15 protein-coding genes and 1 riboswitch are annotated in these 15,932 nt (G+C 47.4%); of the genes, 2 read left to right on the forward strand and 13 right to left on the reverse strand.

The window, feature by feature from the left end; all coding sequences use genetic code 11:
• Positions 1–11 precede the first annotated feature (11 nt).
• From ACFQ3W_RS06070 to ACFQ3W_RS06080, 3 genes are all read right to left on the reverse strand, one after another.
• Positions 12–971 carry an AAA family ATPase gene (locus tag ACFQ3W_RS06070; protein WP_379317672.1) on the reverse strand — a complete coding sequence of 320 codons (960 nt, stop codon included), beginning with the start codon at positions 969–971 and terminating at the stop codon, positions 12–14.
• A 74-nt stretch (positions 972–1,045) separates the two neighbouring features.
• Positions 1,046–2,359 carry a hypothetical protein gene (locus ACFQ3W_RS06075; protein WP_379317674.1) on the reverse strand — a complete coding sequence of 438 codons (1,314 nt, stop codon included), beginning with the start codon at positions 2,357–2,359 and terminating at the stop codon, positions 1,046–1,048.
• A 61-nt stretch (positions 2,360–2,420) separates the two neighbouring features.
• A complete protein-coding gene (locus tag ACFQ3W_RS06080) occupies positions 2,421–3,068 on the reverse strand; it encodes a hypothetical protein (RefSeq protein WP_379317676.1) in 648 nt (215 codons plus the stop codon).
• Between the two features lie 112 nt (positions 3,069–3,180).
• Between ACFQ3W_RS06080 and ACFQ3W_RS06085 the strand changes: the two genes are divergently transcribed.
• Complete coding sequence (locus tag ACFQ3W_RS06085; RefSeq protein ID WP_379317678.1) at positions 3,181–3,837, forward strand: DUF2625 family protein; 657 nt, start codon at positions 3,181–3,183, stop codon at positions 3,835–3,837.
• Between the two features lies 1 nt (position 3,838).
• Here ACFQ3W_RS06085 and ACFQ3W_RS06090 read toward each other — a convergent pair whose 3' ends face one another.
• The 3 genes from ACFQ3W_RS06090 to rhaD form a co-directional block, all read right to left on the reverse strand.
• The gene (locus tag ACFQ3W_RS06090) at positions 3,839–4,624 is read right to left on the reverse strand and encodes a class I SAM-dependent methyltransferase (RefSeq protein WP_379317680.1); all 786 of its coding nucleotides are present in this window, start codon (positions 4,622–4,624) and stop codon (positions 3,839–3,841) included.
• 50 nt (positions 4,625–4,674) lie between these two features.
• Positions 4,675–5,568: a polysaccharide deacetylase family protein gene (locus tag ACFQ3W_RS06095; protein WP_379317682.1), complete on the reverse strand. Its 894-nt coding sequence runs from the start codon at positions 5,566–5,568 to the stop codon at positions 4,675–4,677.
• A gap of 129 nt (positions 5,569–5,697) precedes the next feature.
• Positions 5,698–6,543: a rhamnulose-1-phosphate aldolase gene (gene rhaD, locus ACFQ3W_RS06100; RefSeq protein ID WP_379317684.1), complete on the reverse strand. Its 846-nt coding sequence runs from the start codon at positions 6,541–6,543 to the stop codon at positions 5,698–5,700.
• A 271-nt stretch (positions 6,544–6,814) separates the two neighbouring features.
• On the opposite strand from rhaD, the gene ACFQ3W_RS06105 reads away from it, so the two are divergent.
• Positions 6,815–7,570, forward strand: coding sequence for a DeoR/GlpR family DNA-binding transcription regulator (locus ACFQ3W_RS06105; RefSeq protein ID WP_379317686.1), 756 nt, complete (start codon positions 6,815–6,817; stop codon positions 7,568–7,570).
• A gap of 167 nt (positions 7,571–7,737) precedes the next feature.
• On the opposite strand, the gene ACFQ3W_RS06110 is transcribed toward ACFQ3W_RS06105, so the two are convergent.
• The 7 genes from ACFQ3W_RS06110 to ACFQ3W_RS06140 form a co-directional block, all read right to left on the reverse strand.
• On the reverse strand, positions 7,738–8,634 hold the full coding sequence (locus ACFQ3W_RS06110) for a cation diffusion facilitator family transporter (protein WP_379317688.1): 897 nt from the start codon (positions 8,632–8,634) through the stop codon (positions 7,738–7,740).
• A 72-nt stretch (positions 8,635–8,706) separates the two neighbouring features.
• A riboswitch (NiCo riboswitch) is annotated at positions 8,707–8,804 on the reverse strand.
• Positions 8,805–8,853: 49 nt separating this feature from the next.
• Positions 8,854–9,051 (reverse strand): hypothetical protein, encoded by a 198-nt coding sequence (locus tag ACFQ3W_RS06115; RefSeq protein ID WP_379317690.1) that lies wholly within the window; start codon positions 9,049–9,051, stop codon positions 8,854–8,856.
• Positions 9,052–9,130: 79 nt separating this feature from the next.
• Positions 9,131–12,331: a bifunctional cytochrome P450/NADPH--P450 reductase gene (locus tag ACFQ3W_RS06120; RefSeq protein ID WP_379317692.1), complete on the reverse strand. Its 3,201-nt coding sequence runs from the start codon at positions 12,329–12,331 to the stop codon at positions 9,131–9,133.
• 247 nt (positions 12,332–12,578) lie between these two features.
• The gene (locus tag ACFQ3W_RS06125) at positions 12,579–14,096 is read right to left on the reverse strand and encodes an Ig domain-containing protein (RefSeq protein ID WP_379317694.1); all 1,518 of its coding nucleotides are present in this window, start codon (positions 14,094–14,096) and stop codon (positions 12,579–12,581) included.
• Positions 14,097–14,098: 2 nt separating this feature from the next.
• Entirely contained in the window at positions 14,099–15,316 is a 1,218-nt protein-coding gene (locus ACFQ3W_RS06130) for an NAD(P)/FAD-dependent oxidoreductase (RefSeq protein ID WP_379317696.1), read from the reverse strand.
• Positions 15,313–15,645, reverse strand: coding sequence for a (2Fe-2S)-binding protein (locus tag ACFQ3W_RS06135; RefSeq protein WP_379317698.1), 333 nt, complete (start codon positions 15,643–15,645; stop codon positions 15,313–15,315). The genes ACFQ3W_RS06130 and ACFQ3W_RS06135 overlap by 4 nt, the downstream gene beginning before the upstream one ends.
• Complete coding sequence (locus ACFQ3W_RS06140) at positions 15,645–15,923, reverse strand: (2Fe-2S)-binding protein (protein WP_379317700.1); 279 nt, start codon at positions 15,921–15,923, stop codon at positions 15,645–15,647. The genes ACFQ3W_RS06135 and ACFQ3W_RS06140 overlap by 1 nt, the downstream gene beginning before the upstream one ends.
• Between the last annotated feature and the right edge of the window lie 9 nt (positions 15,924–15,932).

Here is a 15,932-nt window from a genome sequence, read left to right on the forward strand (position 1 = left end):
ATAAATCACCTCTATTTCGCGAACGTGTCCGCTTCCGCAAAAAAATACAATTCAGCGAGCAACTCATCGCCGAGTAAATGATAAATCCTAGATGCACCGGCGTCCCCGCCATGCAAAATCTCCATATGGAAGCTCACCATGTTCACCACATGTAACATAAAATCGTCGTCATATCCCAGCTCTTTCAGGACATGGCAGGCGATTGCGGCGGATACATGCTCGTGTCCAAAATAAGAATAATATCCCCGGTTTTCCTTCCAGATCTTACAGAACGGTTTCCCTGCGTCATGAAACAAGGCAGCAAGCTGCATCTGAAGCAAATGCTCCCCTTCGTAAAAAACGTTGATATAATCCATAACCGCAAAGGTATGCTCGGACAACGTTTTGGAATGATGCGGATTTCCCTGATCAAAGCCTAGCATTACGTCAAAATAAGGTGACTTCCGCAAATAGGCAAACAGCTCGTCATGATCCGGTTTTCGCGCAAGCAGCTTCTCCAGTTCTTCCCGGTTTAAGTCGACGTCTGCAGGCGTATGAACGATATGCAGGCGATCAAAGCCTTCGGTCAGCACAGGAAACTCAAAGTTTTTTACATACTTCTCCAGCACTTTGTCCTCGATTTTTCGCTTTCGCGTCCTAACTCGTTCCCTGGCAATCTCGTAGGGCGTAATACAGGCATGGCATTCTACCGGGACATTCCTAAATCTCTTCAAAAATTGAATCCGCCGGTCTCGGGCAACGTTCGTAGCATCAAAAACGACGTTCCTTCCGGACGACAGCGTCTGTTCGATCTCGGCAAACGCTTCGTCAAAAACAAGGTACGTGTTTTTTTGTCTGGTTTCGCTTCCGAACAGCCTTTCACGAATCGCGTCTGTTGCCACCAGAACTGCCCTTTCACGCTTGCATAATTGTTTGGCGTAATGGCTTTTTCCGCTCCCCGGAATGCCGACCAACATGTGTATCGTATTCATCTTTATCACCTCCTTTCCGGCATAAGGTAAGCTACCTGCCATAGCCGACCGGGGAGCGGTCCGTAAAAACCCATTTACCAGCGTAAAGGCTCCTGATTCCGCCACAGTACCCAACGGTCCGTTTCCAAAATATCGGCTGTCCCGATGCTGTACTCGCTCTTCACGCCGCTATCTAGATTGAGCAGATGGAGCATTCCTCCGTAAGTGCCAACGGCAAGTACCTTCTCGTCTGAGGTTGCTGTCATTCCGAAAATCGTGCTGCCTACGAAGTAACGCCAAACCTCCTGACCATTCTCATCAATCATTTTAAGGTATCCATACGCATCGCCCAAAATAAGCCCTTTCTTCAAAGCCGCCGCTGCGTAAACCCGCATTTCCTCATTCATTAACGGCCATTCTACCGAGTTGTCGCTGGCTATTCCTTGTCCGGCTTCCGCCACTGGCACCTTAATCGTTGCCCCATTATAGAAATGGCAGGCGTTATACCATACCTCACAACTGTCCTTCGAGAACCGAGCGAAGTGCGGGTAGCTGGAGGCAGGTTCGAAGGCATATACCTTTCTGTCCTTTAGATCCATCAAGACATGCTCACTGCTCTGCGAACCGTAGGTAAGCCATCTTCCATCCGGTGATACGTCGCCATGGGCCATGTCTAAAACTGTATCCTCCATATCGTACTTTCTGAGATCCGCCAATTCAGGGTGAAGCAACTCGGCCTCGCCCTCACTGAGTAAATAAATACCATATCCGCAAACGAGCAGCAGTTTTTTCCCTTCATCAAAAGGAATCACTTCATCCATCACGCTCTCGGGTTGCTCTACGTCAGCCAATGATTCCAGACCTGGGAGTGCGGTCTTGAGCTTGTTTTGGATATCCTTCCACAGATAAACGGCTACCTGCTCACCTTCCACATCGCTCATCATTCCGCGAATGACTCGAATTCCCTCTTCATTAACCAGAGCAACATACTCCCCATCCCGCGAGCCTCCGGCAAAATTGGCCCCGAGAACCTTGGTCAGTTCCTCACCTTGAGCGATATATAGAGTTCCACCTTCATTAAACCCTCCGGCGTGGACCAGCAAGCTTCCATCCTGCAAAAAGGCCAAAGGTTTCACAGCCTGTAATTGCTCTTGAAACTCGGACGTCAACGGCCAGGATGCAGGAGGGAGCTCCTCGCGCAGCTTTTTCATTTCGCCAGCCTGATTGGCCCCGCGAATCATCTCTATGATATCTGCGGCAATACTTCGGCGCTGATCCTCTTCCGGCTCCTTCAAATTCTCCTGCCAGCCGGTCTCCATGCCTTTGCGTACATATTCGTTGATGTCAGAAGCATATCTCTTTCCTTCCGTCCTCCAGCGTTCTGCAATCTCTTTGTTTAACCAACTCATCACAATCCGTCTCCTTATGTACAGTGTTAGGCAAACCTTAAGTCAATTTTATTGATTTTAACTAAAGCGATAAATAGTCTATGAGATGTGCTGTAGTTTCTTTCCCCAATAGTTCCCACAATGGTGGCTCTACTAGCTCCAGGTAAGTCTCTTTGGTTTCAAAGGACTCTCCATCCTTTACCTCACCGCCAAAGGCATAAGCCCCCTCAATTAGAATGGCTAGAGCTATGAAAAAGTCTGCGAGCGACGCAGCTACGCACTCAGGATTAGCGCCAGCAACACATGCATATACTGGTGAGTCCTGCGAGGATGTATCTACAATTAGGGGATCATCGTTGAAATTGGCGATAACCACATGCTGGCTCTGCCATGTTTCGGACTCCCGGTAAGGCTCGTTCTGACCGATCCAACGGAACCCTAGCTGCTGGCGTTGCAAATGCTCCGGTGCCGCAAAAAAGAGCACGGCCGCATCCCCTATTTCTACTGCTGCACTTTTCATCTTAAGCGTCCCTTCGGCGCTCGCATCCCTGATTTCACATCGGGTGTAAAAATACTCAAGCTCTGCAGATAGAGGAATCCGCTGATCGACTACCGGTTCAAATGGCGCCTCCCGAAGGCGTATATCATGATTTTTAAACAATCCGTATGTTATATTATATTGGTCCTGCTGCTCCAAAAATCGTTTTAATGCCGCGCCTAATCTCTCCAAGCTTACCTTTCCTTTCTTACAACACTCATTACTAATTCTTATTTATCCATGATACACTGGAAAAGCTAGGAAGCGACAGGTACAAAATATGCAAATAGAAAGGGGATTTTTCATGCATTCATTAACTGTGGAAGAGCTGATCGACAGAGACAATCATGCCTGGGAGGAAATCCTTGAACTTTTGCGCGGCGGCCATAATTCCTCTATCCTCCCTTCTAATCGCGAGTTTGCGCAGGATATGCTATATCATTTGCAAGTAAGCACAAAGTCCTATTTAGGAGCAATTGCTTATGAAACAGGGGGAATCGTGTGGGACAGCGGCTGGATTACCTTGCTTGGATCTGGAAGCCCCAGTATCTTCGGTAGTTTAATGACGTGGAATGGGCTACAAAATTCGGTAGATCCTGTAGTTCCCTCTCTTGACGGCATGCTTGTGGTTGCCTACGACGCAGCTGGAGGTTTTTTTGCGCTGGATACGGGTAAGTTTGGTCGTAGCGGTCTTATCTATTATTTCGCACCGGATACCCTGGAATGGGAATCGACGGACCTCCAATATTCCGGATTTCTCGGATGGCTGGCGGAAGGGGATCTAGAACAGTTCTATCAAACCTTTCGGTGGGAGAGCTGGCGTGAGGATATGAGTCGCCTTGAAAAAGGTCAGGTTTTTGCTTATTATCCTCCGCTTTGGGCCGAGGAAGGCAGCGGAGAGACAAGCCAAAAGGCCCCTGTTTCCGTTACGGAAGCATGGGACCTCACCTTGGAACATTGAATTAACGCATGATGGTTAAAGGCTTTTTTGCCAAATACAAATCGATCGTATCGTAAATTGTGATCAAGCCTCCAAACTTATCTATAGACTGAGCGATTTCATACTCCAAACCAGCTTTTACCTTCTCCTCCAAAGCTCGATGGTCTGAATATGTATTGAGCAGTGAAATATATTCTTGGGCATTTAACTGACGGGTTTGTCGATAAATCTTGGCCCTAACATCTTTGAAGCCGTATGTTGACAAGGCATCTGTGTACGGCTTTAATGAGCTTTCATCAAACTCAGTGAGCGTTTTTTCAGGTGGTCTATACTTGGCGTATGCCTTTCTAATTTCTTGATGAAGCGCATCGTCACCTCTACCTACAAAGGGATGGTTCCAGAACAAAGCGATCGTTCCTCCGGGCGTAAGTAGACTGTATGCCTTAGTTAGGCCCAATTCCTGCGGTATCCAATGAAAGGCCGTTGCCGAATAGATGAGGTCATATTGATTACCTTCAGCGGTATACTGTTCAAAATCAAGGTTTATAACTTCGAAGTTCCTGAATTCTGAAAACTTTTGTTTTACATACTCGGCCAAATCCTTTCCAAGCTCGACAGCGGTAACTTTACAGCCTGTTTTCAGAAAGGGTAAGGTTGCTTTCCCCGTTCCGATGCCAATTTCGAGTGCACTTTTTGAATTAGTCAATTCGGAATAATGGATGATATCATCAAATAGTTCGGTTACGTACGATGGCCGCAACTGGTCATAGTTTTGAGGGTCCTCATTAAATGTTAATCGCAAGTCCACTTATGTTCACCTCCGTAAAGATATCAACAAATTAGGAATTATACAGCTAATTAATTATTGCACATTGCTCTCTGAAAATCCCGTACAACTCTCCAAGAAATAAGCTCTAGCCCTTCTTTATTCATAAGTTTTACAATCTCCGGATCTGAAAACAAACGAAATTCGATTTCCCTCTTTTTATAGTGCGGCGTTAATGCTTGGATTTCCGGTGTGGTCAGAGAAGGATGTGCGACAATTTGTGTAATGCCAGGCCCAAGGTGCTGTAGTCGCTCGATGAATTCTCTCTTTATATCATCGTAGTCTTCACCTTCTTGTAACTGATAAGGAAGACTGTACAAATCATGAATTAAAAGAATGCCGCGTCTCTTTGCAGATTCGATCCTTTGAGCAAATCGTTGTTTTTGGCTTTCGGTGTAAAAAGGTTGCTCGATGATTCTTTGCGGTAAGTTAAACGGAAGCCTAAATTTTTCGCATAAATCAAAAGCGATTTCCAGGAAATCGCGGTCAAAATTCAGTCCCATAATACTTCCGGCATGGCTGTCCAAATGTGTGGGGTCTAATCCGAATGAAATAGCCGAAGCAATTTGCGCTTCTAATTCCATTCGAGCTTCTTCGGGATCGGCCTTCTTTTCCACTTCTGATATGTCATGTGGGAAAAATCCTTCTTCGGTTGTTAGCGTACGCAGATGTTTACTTCGAAACACCGGTTTTAGATATTGGCTCTCCACGCTCGTCAGTGTAAGATGAATCCCGATGTTAGGCTTATTGATCCTTTTACAAAGTCGAACAGCAGCATGTGCATGGGCGCAAGGCACCATTAAGGATGCGGATGTAACAACATTCTTCTGCAGTAGAGCAAATATCGCTTGGTTTGTTGTGCGAGTAATCCCTAAATCATCAGCATTGATTATGATATATCGTTTTTTTGTAAAAATATCTAACATATTATCGCCCCAATTGTCGGTTTTAATAGTTTCTTTTGCAAGAAAAAAGGCGCCAACACAAAGTTGTGTTTACGCCTCATAATTTTGAAGATTCATAGGTAGTCCATAAAAACTCATTATGCCCCTTCGTTAGTCCTTTAGTACTCCTGGCTTCGGTGTGACTCCGAAGGCTTTGGCCAAGTCTCGAAGCTGAAGTTCAGTGATGCTTTGCTTGATTGGGAGATGCGCAATCAACATATATACTTGTGCTGCTTTCTCGACCGTTTCGATCAGTCCGAAAGTTTCATCGATCGTGGTGCCTGCACCGTAAATACCATGCTGCGGCCATATTACCACTCGGCTCGATTTCATTTTCTCGGATGTCGCCCGTCCGATTTCCGTCGTTCCAGGAACAATCCACGGAATAACGCTGACCCCATCAGGGAATACAACCAGACATTCGGTGCACATTTCCCAAAGGGTTTTCGTAAAACGATCCTCGTCTAGATCGTGGATAAAAGTCATGGCAATTACGTTCGTTGCATGGGTATGAAGGACAACTCGGTGATTAGGGTCAGCCTTCAGACGTGCCATGTGGCTCATAAAATGGGACGGCAGCTCGCTTGTCGGAACACCGCCATCTCTTAGGCCCCAAAGGACCTCAAGCTCTTCACCTTTTTTCGATACCCGCAGCACGCCAAGATTTAGCTCAGAATCCGCCATCACATTTTTAAAATACTTGCCAGACCCTGTAACAACAAAATACTTTCCTGCTAAGTCATGAACCGGGAACGTTGGCTTAATAGTTCTTAGCACGTTATGGATATCGATGTATTTAGCCACTTCAGACTCGTCAATAATATAGCTGACGTTCCCCCCGTTGCGCTCATCCCATCCATTTCTCCACATGTTATGAGTCACTTCGGACATTTCCCGGATAAACGGAGCTTCTACCGTGCCGATATAATTCAAAGAATCGTTGACGTATGATTTCATATGTCCAATCTCCCCTGTCACCATTTTTTGGTTCAAACGTATTTGTTTACTTCAATCAAGATCGACCACACCTTCATGCTAATTCCAGTGTGTTGTTTTGTCAACGAAATTATGTTTGAATTATGTTGTATTTATTTGTTTTACGTCTGTTTAATATTCTTCTAAAGGTTTAAATCAAAAAAAAGATAATACATTGCCAACATATTCATACTTTCGATATGATAAAGGAACATGATTATTTCATATCCTTATGGATCGAGGGGAGTTTTTTATGCTAGCAGCTGAAAGACGCCAAAAAATCGCCGATCAGGCCATGCTCGAAAAGCGTGTTCTTGTTGCTGAATTGGCTCAAATGTATAAGGTGACAGAAGAAACCATTCGCCGCGATCTTGAAAAGCTGGAGAAGGAAGGCATTGTAAACCGGACATACGGCGGTGCAATTGTTACCCGTCAGTCGAGTGAGGACCTTCCTTTTGCCACAAGAAACGCGACCAATCAAGATATTAAAATGAAAATTGCATTCAAGGCATTAGATTTGATTCAAAATGGCGACACATTGATGATCGATCCTAGTTCTACCGCCTATGAGTTATTAAAGCAATTGAACAAAAAGCAGAACCTTACGGTAATTACCAATTCAGTCGAAGCCTTGCATGAATTGGCGGGTCAAGACATTCAGTTGATTTCCACAGGAGGCACCCTTCGCAATCGTTCCTTGTCCCTGGTCGGTCCAGTTGCGCAGGACACGGTTCAAAAATATCATGTGGATAAAGTGATCATCAGCTGCAAAGCCATATCCGCCGAAAAAGGGGTCATGGATTCCAATGAACCGGAATGTGAGCTGAAGAAACGGATGATCCAGCAAGGGAGCCAGGTGATTTTGCTTGTAGATCACACTAAGTTTGATAAAGCCTCCTTTGTTCAGCTGTCGGATTTGGAGCAAATTCATGTGCTTGTCACCGACGAAAAGCCTTCTGACGATTGGCTCGCTAAACTGGCGGATCTCGGTATTGAAGTGATTTACTAGATTTTCGATGTGATCCGAAAATAAAGAAAAACGACGGATGTCCAGGGGTTATCCCTGAACATCCGTCTAAACAGGTTCAAATTGAAAATAAGAGTCTCTATTTCCAAAATCAGTGCTAATGAATTACAGCTTAGGAGTACTGCCAAAAAGCTGATGCAGCCAAGAAATCATTGTCCGGTAATTTTAAAATCATCCGGTTCAATGTGAATAGTGACGTTTGTATTTACAATTTGCTCATCAATATCCTTTTCAATAAGGTCGCAAATATGATGAGACTCTTCTACCGTTAAGCGTTTATTCACAGTGATATGAAAATCGATAAATTTCGCATTCCCTGCTCTTCTTGTCCGCAAATCGTGAAAATCAATAATTTGCCCGCCATATTTGTTCAGAATCTGAAGTATCTTCTCTTCTTCTTCATCGGACAGTTTACCATCCAATAGAGGTTTAAATGCAGTGCTGACTAACTCCCATGCTTCCTTGATGATTAAACACGCCACCAGGATAGCAACGATTGGATCGAGTAGTTTTACTCCTGTTAGTTGAATTAATAGTATTCCTACTCCAACTCCCAAAGAGGTGTAAATGTCTGTTTTCAAATGAAGCGCGTCAGCTTCAAGCGCAATCGAATCTTCTTCCTTAGCAACCCTATAAATCATTCTAGATACGAAGAAATTCGCCACTGCTGCAATCACCATGACACTGATAGCTACTGTTGTTTGCTTGATCTCAGAGGGATACAGTATTTTTTTAGCTGCTTCTATAATGATTAATATCGCTGCGACAAAGATCAAAAGCCCTTCAATGACCCCAGATATATTTTCGATTTTACCATGTCCATACGGATGATCTTTATCAGCCGGCTTGGAAGAATATTTGACAGAGAAAAATGCGATCAACGAGGCAACGAGGTCCATTGAGGAGTGAATCGCTTCTGAAAGAATACTGACCGACCCGCTCAAAACCCCTGCGATGATTTTTAAAATGATGAGCGCTGCATTAGAAAAAATGGACAAGGCAGCAACTTTCGTTTTTTTCTTTGAATCGGACATGGCCATAGACATAGACCAGTTAACCTCCTAATTATAGAATGAGATGTATTGGATTAAATCAAAAAACACCTGTGAGACTATTAAAATAGTCCCACAGGTGTATACATCCTTACCTGCTGCCAGCTATGCCAGCCCGGCACATACATCTGTATAAGATGTATTGCCTGATCCATTGAAGATATTTCATTATTTAATGAAATTATAGGGAACACGATAGGAATTGTCAACAAATTAGTTGGTTGATAGCTTCTGGAGTTCATTTTTCAGACGTTCATTTTCTACTTTTAACTCAAAATATTCGGAATGAATATTCCAATCGGATGCTAATAGATTAGAAGAGGAGCCCCGTTCACCCCGATTCTTCTTGCCAATTATCTTAAAGCCTAAGTTTAATGGAATCAGTATTATTTGCAACCATGACCGTGTCATTGATATGCCTCCCTTGTTGTTTTATTGTCTTTATCTTAGGGAAGAGTTGTGTGGATCTAATGGTGAAAATGTGCGTTTTTTATCCGGCCCATACATCTTTGGCATAGGTGCCTCGGCTTTGTAAATCCATTAGCCACTGGTTGGCCTCTAGTTCACCAATACCATTAATGTTCTGGTAGGCTTTGCACAAAGCTGCCTCTACATCCGGCGCCATTTTGCTGCCGTCACCGCAGAGGTACAGACCTCCCCCGTTTTCCAGCAGTCCAATGATAAGCTCTGCATCTTTTTCTATAAGGTGCTGCACATAGGTTTTGGTGCTTTTTTCATTACGTGAAAAACCGGTATGCAATGTCACGATGCCCTCCTGCTCGTAATGCTCCAGTTCATCACGGTAAATAAAATCCAATTCGTTGCGGCAGCCGAAATATAGATGTGCCTCCCCTAGTTTGACACCCTCCCGTTTAAAAGCTTCACGCGCCTGTAGAAAACCGCGGAATGGTGCCACACCGGTTCCCGGGCCTACCATCACGATCGGCGTACTCGGATCTTCAGGCAGCTGGAAACCGGATTCCGGCGTCCGGATGAACAAGAGAACATCCTCACCCGGATTGCATTCCGCCAGGAAATTGGATGCTAATCCTCTATATTCCCCCTGTCCGTTACGGGCTGGACCACGTACTACGGCAACCGTGATGCTAATTTGGTCCGGAATTAATTTGGGTGAGCTCGAAATGGAATAATACCTTGGCTTTAATGCTGGGAGCAGCTCCAGAAACCGTTCAAAGGGCAGCTCGCTGGCTGGATATTTTTCCAATAAATCGAGCATGGTAATTCGTTTGCCAAGCACCTCGCTTCGGTAAGTCTGCTCCTCCATCAGTTCTTCAAGCTCGATCTTGTGCGGCGGACATACCGTATAAGCTGCCAATTCACGTAGCTGGGCTCGAGTTGCCGGATCTTGCAGTTCTACGCTAGACCGAAGTAGATCATACAGCTTGACCGGGTGGCCCAATGGAAGATGGGCTGCGCTCAAGCCGCTTGCGGTAAGGAGTAAATGATCGTTCGCGTTCAACTTAAATCGGCGGAGCACTCGGCTGACGTTCTCATCTGAATTTAACGGTAGAATGCCTGCATGATCGCCTTCCTGGTAAGTCATCCCCTGGGGAAGCAGGATTTCCAGATGACGGGTACTGCGTCCGCTACCAATAAGCTGAAGTTCTCGGTTTACCTTAACGGTTGCATGCACCGCTTCATACGTTTTAGCGAGCGGAGATCCTGCCGTACCACTGACGAACTGAACATTCAAGGTACTGCGTTCCTTCTCGATGTTTTCATTCAGCTTGAGTTGAAAAGCCTCCATGGCATCCTTCCACATTTGGTGCTGCCATTCGTCAAACTGCTGTTCGAAATCAGCGCTCGCATCTCCCTCGCCTCGTGGTGAGAAGCGAACCGCGCCGATTCTTGCCAGCTGCTCATCGATATAGCGGGGTACTGCCTGATAGGTGCTGGACCAATTGCGGTCACCGCAGCCGAATACGGTATACCGAACGCCCTCACCTTCACCAGGCCCTGCGTTCTCCAGCCATTGCATGAACTGAATTGCATTCGTCGTCGGCTTCCCGTTATAGGAAGAGGCGACAATGATTAATGCACCTTCTTTTGGAAGGCTGTAGGCCCGGTCGTTCAGCGCCGCTACCTCGCTATTGACGCCATGCAAGTTGGCCGTATCGGCCAATGTACGGGCAATGCCCTCTGCCGTTCCCATATTCGAGCCGTACAGTACAAGAAGTGGGCGATTGTTTATTCCGAGCAGGGTGCTGTTTGGTAACGGCTTGATCTGCTCTGGCACTCTAGCGCTTTCCGATTTACGTTCTGCCGTCAGAATTGCCGCAGCGGAAGGCCTTAGCTTCTCATCATCACGCGGACGCACACGAATCATCAAGTGATCCGGCTTCAGCGTCAGCGTTTGTTTGATTTTCAGCTTGTAATTACGGTCGTCAACCAGCTCAAATGATTTAAGGACCATCCCGAGGACAAGGGCAGCCTCATGCATGGCAAACTGCATGCCGATGCAGGCACGTTGGCCATTGCCAAACGGCTTATAGGCATGTGCGGGGATTTTGTCCGGATCAGAGAAGCGTTCGGGACGGAACTCCTCCGCATCTTCTCCCCAAGCATTTTTATCCCTGTGCAGCTGGGGCAATATGATTACAAGCTGTTCCCCTTTGGCAACGGGATATTTTCCTCCGATCACAGTATCCTCTTTCGCGTAAAGAGAGAAAGCCGGTGCCGTCGGCCACAACCGCAGCGATTCGTTCAGAATCATTCGGATGTACTTCAGCTCCGTCACTTCCTGATATGTCGGAAATTCGCCAGAGATGACGCGGTCCGCTTCTTCGTAGGCTTTGTCCAGCACATTCGGAAATTGGGTCAAAAAATACAGAGTAAACGACAGCAATCCACTCGTCGTCTCATGTCCGGCAATCAGAAACGTGATCATCTGGTATCGAATGTTTTCATCATCCAACCTTTCACCCGTTTCCGGATCCCTTGAGTTCAGCATACGGGCAAGCAGGTCGGTTTCCCCTTGGTCCCCCAGAGTCTTTCGATCGGAAATGATTTTGTCTACGAGGGCAAACATCGATTTCGTATCGTGCTCGAACTGACGCCTTTTTGAGACCATCAGCTTGTTCTGTATCGGAAGCCGGGATCCTTGATGCATTGCTTCATCGAGGGCGCGAACCATGCTTTGAATAAATGGATTCGCGTTTTCGCGGTAAAAGCTGTTGAACCGGTAGCTGAAACCGCATAAACCGATTGTATCTAGTGTCAGACGTGTCATGTCTTCCGGCACATTAATAATGTCGTCCGGATTTAGCCTCGCCCATTTCTGAATCAACTGCAGGGCAATGTCAATCATCATAGGGTGATAGCTCTTCATCGCTTGCTGACTAAACGCGGGCATAAGGATATTGTGTGCCTTTCGCCAATTCGGCTCATCGGTTGTGCTGGTAAATAGCCCGTCGCCTGTAAAGGCACGCACTTTTTCTAGAGGACCTTTGATGTTCTTGTCAAAGCGTCTTTCATCGCATACCTCGGCAGCCAGTTCATGACCGGTAATCATGAGAGAGGAATCTCCACCAAATTTTTGAAAACGAAAAATCGGTCCGTATTCTTTAGCCAGTTCACCAAGCGATAAAGTTGGAGTATCGGTATCAATCAACGGAATATTGCCAAGAGGTCCATAGGTTTTCGGCTGGGGAATCGTCGGTAGTGTCTTCAAAAGCAAAGCCCTCCTTTAAAAAGTTAATGAATAACTAGAAAGGAATTATATGTATTTTATAATAATTCAAATTTGTAGATATGTCCTCAACTCAGGGGCCTGTTTTGTCATGACTTTAGACCTACAGGCTCAGGCTTGCCAAAAATATTTTCACAAAAAAACGGCAGCTATGGACTATAAAAAGTCCTTAACTACCGTTGCATTTCTTATTGTCTTGGTGTGTGCATAGGTGGTTTCCTACCAATTCTTATTGACCGACATTTATAGTAAATCCCTTCTGAACCGGAGTTCCTTGCTCATCGTAATCCCGGAGCTGTACGGTAAATGTGTAGCTGCCTTGGGCTTGGCTGGATACTTTTCCCGAGATTTTGCCGGTAAAACGGTCTAACGCGAGTCCTTCCGGCAGCGAGCCAGCAACGATGGTCCAATCATAGAAAGGAACTCCGCCTTCGGCCTGCAGCTTCAGCTCGTAATCCTGTCCTTGCTTTGCATTTGGAACAGAAATGTTTTTGATGGCCGGGCTTAGGAAGGGGGTTAGCTCGCGATTTAACTTCCAGCCTGCTTTTTCCGCAATCAACAACGTCAATTTGGTCAGCATCCAGCGCTTATTATGAAAGAGGTGGGTACGTCCGCCATTTTGGCCGCTGATGCGGTCCCAGTACTGCACTTCGCCTGGAATATGATACGTATTGTCCAGCGGAACCGGATTCCCTTGGTAGGCTACGATATTGTTCGCAGTTCCGCCGCTTTGTTTGTATGCCGCCATCCCTTTCCAGCTATCGGAGAACGCAAGCGCATGCCCGAATTCATGCATAATGAGACCGTAGACATCCGTTGACGTGTTCGACATTTCCGTCAAGTACCATTCCTCATCATTAAGCGAGGTAAACGGCGTGGCGGTATCGTAAAAATCAAGAATGGTCATTAAGGAACGATGTATTTTATCGGGAATCGTCACTCCGTTTCGTTTATGGTATTTTCCATTGTTTGAAGGTCCGCCGGTGGAATACGGCCCATTGATTCCCCTCAGGTAAATCCACATCCCGTTATAAGGCTGATCATTGGTCACGGTGATATGTCCGTTAAAGTTATCCTCCGGCAGGTGGGTCACTTCCGAATTCGCCGGGACGGTATCGAACGGCTCCATATCAAAGAAGTAGAACCAGTCCTTGATGGCCTGCTCACTAGCCGTGCGGATCGCGGGATTACTGAAATAAGGCTGTATCGTGTCGTATCGGTAATCAAACTTGAGCGGAAGTCCAGGCTCGCTCTCGTCATCCTGATCCAATACCCGAATCGGGGTAGTTTGTTTGCGGACCACGCCTTGCGCGTCGATAACCGACAATTCAAGGCTATAGTTCTCGATCTCGCCATTCCCGCCTATGCGATCCGGATGGATTTCGAGCAGGAAAGGTTTGTTTTCGCTGGAACTTTGGAACGATAGCGTCTTCTCCGCTCCGGTTGCGGTGAGTGTGCTCGGCCGGTCCATCATCAAACGAGACGTGCCTTTGGCCTTGATGTTTACGGTTAGTGGATAGACGGAACCTGCTGGCGGAACAACCTTCAGTTTGACATACGGGTTGGCGATATAGCCTTGCCAGTCTACCAATTCAATCCCATAATCATTTAGCGTTCTTCCGTAGATGTCCACGATTTTCGCATCACTTCCGGCTAGTTCGGGTGTGTTAGGTTCGGCGGCTGCCGGGAATGCGCACAATGAGACCAATAACGCGATACTAATCCCCATGGAAACCCATTTTTTCATATTCAGCCTTCCCCTTCCCACTTCTTATACATTTGTTCCCTGGCATTCGGGATACCTGGATGAAACTGGATCAAAGCGGTGGCGCGAACGCGCCGGACATGCTCTACGGCGTTATGCAGCATCGAGTCCCGTCTATCCCCAAGAGTCCCGGCATCGCTGCAAACCGTAACGCCCGCAAGCCGTCCTTGAGCCATGGCAACAAGCGCACTTTCGATACCCGTAATATTGCCGGCCACATACAATCCTTCGACAGGTGTCTGCATTTTCTCATTGTGAAGCGGAACATGGCCACCCAGCTCTTCCATATAGACAAAAGGACATCCGGCAACCGCAGCAAGCTCCGCTAGCGGGTATAGTCCGCCCGCAACAGCTACAAAATCCACCACCTCCTCCCGCTCGGTTCCGGGTACGATGTCACCACTGCTGGTCATGTCTGCCAGTGTCACCGATTCCACATAATTCATGCCATTAACTGATACAGCGGCAGTCCGCAGTTTTAGAGGAATACCCCACACTTTCATTCCACGGCGCGGAAAAAAACGAGACACCCATCCGGCCATTCCTAGCGAAAGCGCTGCTCTTCCCCCTATCCTCATAAGCGGAGAAGGCGCCAAGTGAGCCAGCCGCATCAGTCTCTCGACATTGGTGCCAGGCAAGGCATCTTTACCGGAAAAGGGACCCGGTCCGGGGAGTACAATTCCCGCGATGGATACCCCGCTGACCGTCAGCTCCCGTGCAATGGCCATGGCAAGAACATTTACGCCAATGATCAGTCCGCGTTGTCCCGGCTTCACATAATGCACGTTGGTCATCACTTGTGCCGCGCCGATCGACATCACCCCCGGCAGCGTCCAGCCTGCAGTGGGCTGCGGAATCTCGGCACCACCCGTAGCAAGCAGAACTCTTGCCGCCGAAAGCGAACCGCAGGATGTTCTAAGCACCCAGCGGTTATCTGTCCGCAGCATACCGTGAACGGACACCCCACAGCGTATATCTACTCCCAAAGCATGGCACTGGGCAATGAGCTGCTCGGCTGCCTGTTTGCCGATCCACCAGCGTCCCTTTTCCTCGTGAAACTGGCCCAGCATGCGCCCCCCCGGTACAGGGAACTCATCCAGTACGGCTACCTCAAGCCCATGGCTCGCAGCTTTCGCCGCTGCCGAAAGCCCTGCCGGACCGGCCCCCACAATCAACAGGTCGTATTGCGGCATATGGATCATGAAAGCCTCCTTCCCGTGATTTCATTAGGAAGCTGCTGACCTTCGGTAATGCACATTCCCTCTTCAAGCGGGGTGAGACAAGAACGTACCAGCCCTTTCCCCAGAACATTCAGCCGACATTCCATGCAGTGGCCGATGGCGCAATACAATCCGCGGGCGATGCCGGATTCCTCGTGCCTGCGAAGCGTACGAATGCCGCTTGCCAGCAGGGCCGCCGCAATCGGCTCGCCTTGCAGTCCCGATAGTTCCTTGCCGTTAAATGTAAAGCTTACAGGTTTACGAGAGGGCGTCATCCGGCCGAGAATCGGATGGTTTGTTATTCTCTCCATCACACCTCCCCCTTTGCAAGCTGACCGAATGTCACAGGCCGAATAGGCGGACGATGCGATAACAGCTCGGCATCCCGAGGAAGCTGCGGGCTTGTTGCATGGACCCAAGCCTCCAGCAGCTGTCTGCACACCCGGCCTTGACAAGCTCCCATAGTGGCCCGCGTTTTCATCTTTAACTGCCGAGAAGTGCAGCAGCCTGTTTCGTAGGCTGCCTCCAATTGCTCAAGCGTTACTTCTTCGCAACGGCAGATGATCAGGGATGTATGAGAATGATTCATCGGAAAGCC

Source organism: Paenibacillus puldeungensis (assembly GCF_042678945.1).
GTDB lineage: Bacteria > Bacillota > Bacilli > Paenibacillales > Paenibacillaceae > Fontibacillus > Fontibacillus puldeungensis.